The 4,513-nt window shown below is 74.8% G+C and carries 6 protein-coding genes; 1 reads left to right on the top strand and 5 read right to left on the bottom strand.

Going from position 1 to position 4,513, the window contains the following annotated elements; all coding sequences use genetic code 11:
* The 5 genes from SSBG_RS03750 to SSBG_RS03730 all read right to left on the bottom strand — a co-directional run.
* The coding region (locus SSBG_RS03750; RefSeq protein WP_037868872.1) for an aldo/keto reductase at positions 1-185 on the bottom strand (185 nt) is incomplete at its 3' end.
* A 32-nt stretch (positions 186-217) separates the two neighbouring features.
* On the bottom strand, positions 218-1,054 hold the full coding sequence (locus SSBG_RS03745) for an amidohydrolase family protein (protein ID WP_008744893.1): 837 nt from the start codon (positions 1,052-1,054) through the stop codon (positions 218-220).
* A 96-nt stretch (positions 1,055-1,150) separates the two neighbouring features.
* Entirely contained in the window at positions 1,151-1,546 is a 396-nt protein-coding gene (locus SSBG_RS03740) for an L-rhamnose mutarotase (protein WP_037868871.1), read from the bottom strand.
* The gene (locus tag SSBG_RS03735; protein WP_008744891.1) at positions 1,543-2,337 is read right to left on the bottom strand and encodes an SDR family NAD(P)-dependent oxidoreductase; all 795 of its coding nucleotides are present in this window, start codon (positions 2,335-2,337) and stop codon (positions 1,543-1,545) included. Before SSBG_RS03735 ends, SSBG_RS03740 begins: the two co-directional genes overlap by 4 nt.
* Position 2,338: 1 nt before the next feature.
* The gene (locus SSBG_RS03730) at positions 2,339-3,181 is read right to left on the bottom strand and encodes a fumarylacetoacetate hydrolase family protein (RefSeq protein ID WP_008744890.1); all 843 of its coding nucleotides are present in this window, start codon (positions 3,179-3,181) and stop codon (positions 2,339-2,341) included.
* Positions 3,182-3,529: 348 nt separating this feature from the next.
* Here SSBG_RS03730 and SSBG_RS03725 point away from each other — a divergent pair, with 348 nt between their 5' ends.
* Positions 3,530-4,363 (top strand): FadR/GntR family transcriptional regulator, encoded by an 834-nt coding sequence (locus SSBG_RS03725; protein WP_008744889.1) that lies wholly within the window; start codon positions 3,530-3,532, stop codon positions 4,361-4,363.
* The last annotated feature ends 150 nt before the right edge of the window (positions 4,364-4,513 follow it).

The raw sequence follows: 4,513 nt of genomic DNA, 5'->3' as shown, positions 1-4,513 counted from the left end.
CCGAGGCCGTAGTGCGGGGCGGTGTCGAAGTAGCGCACACCGGCCTCCCAGGCGGCGTCCACGGTCGCGCGGGCGGTCTCCTCGTCGAGCGGGGTGTAGAGGTTGCCGAGCGGCGCGGCGCCGAAGCCGAGGGGGCTGACGGCGACGCCGCCGCGGCCGAGGGTGCGGCGGGGGCTGGTGGTCATGCTGGACTCCGTGTTCCGTGCCGGGGCGGGATTCAGGCGGTGATCGCGTACCACGTGGCCGCGTTGGTGCCGAGGACGGCGGCGCGCGCGGCGGGCGCGAGCGGCGCGAGCAGCGCCTCGGTCACGGCGAGGACCGCGTCGTACTCGGCGGTGAGGCGGCACACCGGCCAGTCGGAGCCGAACAGGACGCGGTCCGGGCCGAGCGTGCCGAGGAGCGTCTCCGCGTAGGGTGCGAGGGCGGTCACCGGGTCGGCCTCGCCGGTACGGGTGAGGAGACCGGAGAACTTGACCGCCACGTGGGGGAGTTCACCGAGCGCGGCCATGGCCGCCGTCCACTCGGGGGCGGGGGCCGCGCCGATGACGGGGTTGCCCGCGTGGTCGAGCACGAAGCGCACCTCGGGCAGGGCGCGCGCGAGCGCGACGGCGGCGCCGAGCTGGTCGGGGCGCACGAGGAGGTCGTAGACGAGTCCGGCCGCGCCCAGCGCCCGCAGTCCCCGGCGCACCTCGGGGCGCGTGAACCACGTGGTGCCCGGCTCGTCCTGGACGTTGTGCCGCAGCCCGGTGAGGAACCGGCCGCCGGGCAGCGCGCGCAGCCGGGCGATCGCGTCGGCCACGCCGGGGGCGGTGAGATCGCTCCAGCCGACGACGGCGCCGATGAACTCCTCCTCGGCGGCGAGCGCGAGGAGTTCGGGCGTCTCCCACGGCTCGGGCACGGTCTGCACGAGGACGGCCCGCCCGACACCGGCCGCCGCGAGCGCGGGGCGCAGGTCGGCGGGGCGGTAGGTGCGGTGCAGGACGGGGCTCTCCCTGGTCCAGGCGTGTTCGTGCCGGTCCAGGTCCCAGAGGTGGAAGTGGGCGTCGATGCGCACGGTCGTCCTTCGGGCCGGGCCCGTGCCGTACGGCCGGTCGGGCGCGTACGGCACGGGGGATGAGCGGGGTGGCGCGGGCCCGGCGGGGCCCGGGCCTCAGTCGAGGTGGAAGACCTCTTCGGCCGGTGCCCAGGTCTCACCGGGCGCGGCGGAGTCCACGGGCCGCTGACAGGGGTCGGTCAGCTCCCACCAGCGGCGGGTGGCGGGGTCGGCGGCGATGCGCGCCTGGTCGGCCTCGTAGTCGTCCCCGTAGTACTCCAGGTAGGAGAAGAGGAGCCCGTCGCGCAGGAAGATCGAGTAGTTCCCGATCCGGGCCGCCGTGAGCGTCGCGAGGACCTGCGGCCAGGCGTCGGCGTGCAGGGCGCGGTACTCGGCCTCCTTCTCCGGGCGCAGCCGGATGACGGAGGCGAAGCGGCGGACGGCGCGCGGGGTCCCGGCCCCGGGGGCGGCCCCGTGCGGGGGAGTGGCGGACTGCTCGGGCACGGCGCTCATCCTTCCTTGCGCAGGCGCAGCCCGTCCATGCCGCCGTCCACGGCGAGGGCGGTGCCCGTCGTGGAGGAGGCGGCGGGCGAGACGAGGTGGGCGACGGCCTCGGCGACCTCGTCGGCGGCGACGAGACGGCCGTGCGGCTGGCGGGCGGCGAGGGCGGCCTGCTCGGCGGCCGGGTCGGCGGCGCTCGCGAGGAGCCGGCCGACCCACGGGGTGTCCGCCGTACCGGGGTTGACCGCGTTGACGCGGATGCCCTCGGGGAGCAGGTCGGCGGCCATCGCGCGGGTCAGCGAGAGGATCGCGCCCTTGCTCGCGGTGTAGAGGGCGCGCTGCGGGAGCCCGGCGGTCGCGGCGATCGAGCCGATGTTGACGACGGCGCCGTGCGCCGAGTCGCGGAGCGCGGGCAGCGCGGCGCGCGTGACGCGGACGAGGCCGACGACGTTGACGTCGAGGACGCGGTGCCACTCGGCGTCGTCGTTGTCCTCCACGGTGCCCTGGGCGCCGATGCCCGCGTTGTTGACGAGGATGTCGAGGCCGCCGAGCAGGGTGAGCGCTTCGGCGACGGCGGTACGGACCGAGGCGTCGTCGGCGAGGTCGGCGCGGACGAGTCCGGCGGTGCCCTCGGGGGCCTCGCCCGCGCGGTCGAGGACGACGACGCGGGCGCCGTACGCGGTCAGGCGGAGCGCGGTCGCGCGGCCGAGGCCCGAGGCGCCGCCGGTGACGAGGGCGCGCAGCCCGGCGAGCGGGGCGGGGATGGTGGCGGGCGTGGTGGAGGTGGTGGGGCTGGTGGTCATCTCATGCCTTCCCGAGGGTCTGGCGCTGGCGGCCGAGGCCGTCGATCTCGACCTCCATGACGTCACCGGGACGCAGGTAGGGCGTGTCGGGGCTGCCGAGCGCGACACCGGCCGGGGTGCCGGTGTTGATGACGTCGCCGGGGCGCAGCGTCATGAAGTGGCTGAGGTAGCGGACGATCTCGTGGACGCCGAAGATCATGTCGTGCGTGCCGCCGTCCTGGCGCAGTTCGCCGTTGACCCACAGGCGCAGGCCGAGGGCCTGCGGGTCGGGGACCTCGTCGGCGCTGAGCAGCCAGGGGCCGAACGGGTTGAAGGTCTCGCAGTTCTTGCCCTTGTCCCACTGGCCGCCGCGCTCGATCTGGAACTCCCGCTCGGAGACGTCGTTGCTGACGGCGTATCCGGCGACGCAGGCGGCGGCCGACGCGGTGTCGGGCAGGTAGCGGGCCTCGCGGCCGATGACGACGGCGAGTTCGACCTCGTAGTCCGTCTTGTGGGAGGCGCGCGGGATCAGCACCTCGTCGTCGGGGCCGACGACGGTGTCCGGCGTCTTGAGGAAGACGATCGGCTCGGCGGGCACCTCGGCGCCCGTCTCGGCGGCGTGCTGACGGTAGTTGAGGCCGATGCAGACGATCTTGCCGATCGCGGCGAGGGGCGGGCCGAAGCGCTCGGGAGCGCCGCTCACCTCCGGCAGCGCGTCCAGGTCCGTCGCGGCGAGGGCGGTGGCGAGCGTCGCCGGGGTGAGGTCGGCGCCGCCGAGGAGGGGCGCCAGCTCGCGCCAGGTGCCGTCCGCGCCGGAGACGACCGGCCGTTCCGCGCCGGGGGCGCCGATGCGTGCGAGTTTCATCGCGGTCCTTTCGCAGGGAGGAGCGAGGGGTGGGGGCGAGGGGGACGCGCGGTCGGCGGGAAGGGCGACCGGAGGCGTTGCCGGGGTGGACCGAAGCCGCGCCGGCGGGCGTGGCCCGGCGGCGTCATGCGGCGCCATCCGGCGTACTTCGGTACGCCAGGACCATAAGAGTCAGATCCATTCGGCGCAATGCCAGCGATTAAAAGCCCTTTTGATCAATTTATGTCCTGTTTTGCATAAGCGGTTTGAAGATTTTTTCCGCCACATCTTCCGAACGCGTAACGCGGATGTCATAGTTGCGGCGCCGATGAACCTGATTAATCCGTCACCGCTGGAGGGGGAAGCGCCGTGGGAGCGCCGAAGCAGACGTCGGGCGGGAGCCACGCACCCGAGCCCGAGCCGGGCACGTACCGGCCCGGCTACGAACGGGTCGCCGAGCTGCTGCTCAACCACATCGCCGAGCGGCGACTGCGTCCCGGCGACCGGCTCCCGACCGAGCAGAAGCTCGCCGAACTCCTCGGCGCCTCCCGCAACGTGACCCGCGAGGCCGTCAAGACCCTCGCGGGCATCGGGCGGCTGAGCGTACGGCGCGGCGCGGGCATCTTCGTGGCCGAGTCGGCCGGGGGACTGGTGGACGACGACCAGACCCTGCACTTCCGGCCGACCAGCATGGAGCACGTGCTGATGCTGCTCGACTACCGCACGGTGATCGAGACCGAGACCGCCCGCCGCGCGGCCTCGCTCGCCACCCCGCTGGAGGTACGGGACATCAGGAGCAGCGCCACCACCTCGGCGAGCGCCGCGCGCGCCGCCGACGCCTACGGCTTCGCGGAGGCCGACGCGGCCTTCCACAACGCGGTCGGCGCGGCGGCGCACAACCTCTTCCTGCGGTCGAGCATCGGCAACATCCGCCGCCTCGCCTCCCAGTCCGACGTCCTGCTCTTCCACGGGGACGCCCCGGGCTCGCTGGAGGTCGCCGCCGAACAGCACCTCGGCGTCGCCGAGGCGGTCGCCGCGGGCGAGGCGGAACGCGCGGCCGTGCTCATGGCCGAGCACATCGCCACGACGCGGCGGCAGTTCGAACGCAAGATCCGCGACCGCCTCTTCCACATGGACGAGCGGACACCGCCCCCGGCGGTCCCGGGGCAGCGGGCCGACCCGCCCGCCGCCTCGGCCTCCTGACCCGAAACACGCCGCGAGGCCCACCGCCCCGCACCCCCGCGAGGCCCATCGCCCCGCGAAACCCGCCGCGCGGCCCCGCCGCCCGGCCCCCGAGCCTCCGCGAGGACCCACCGGTCCCCGCGGGCCGTGCGGGGACGCCCCACCCTGACG

It is taken from the genome of Streptomyces sp. SPB074, assembly GCF_000154905.1.
Taxonomy (GTDB): Bacteria; Actinomycetota; Actinomycetes; order Streptomycetales; family Streptomycetaceae; genus Streptomyces.
This window is presented reverse-complemented; position numbering and strand designations above follow the sequence as displayed.

Excerpts from the sequence above, each read along its gene's own strand:
- SSBG_RS03730 (WP_008744890.1), bottom strand. The coding sequence starts at position 3,181 with ATGAAACTCGCACGCATCGGCGCCCCCGGCGCGGAACGGCCGGTCGTC.
- SSBG_RS03735 (WP_008744891.1), bottom strand. The coding sequence starts at position 2,337 with ATGACCACCAGCCCCACCACCTCCACCACGCCCGCCACCATCCCCGCC.
- SSBG_RS03740 (WP_037868871.1), bottom strand. The coding sequence starts at position 1,546 with ATGAGCGCCGTGCCCGAGCAGTCCGCCACTCCCCCGCACGGGGCCGCC.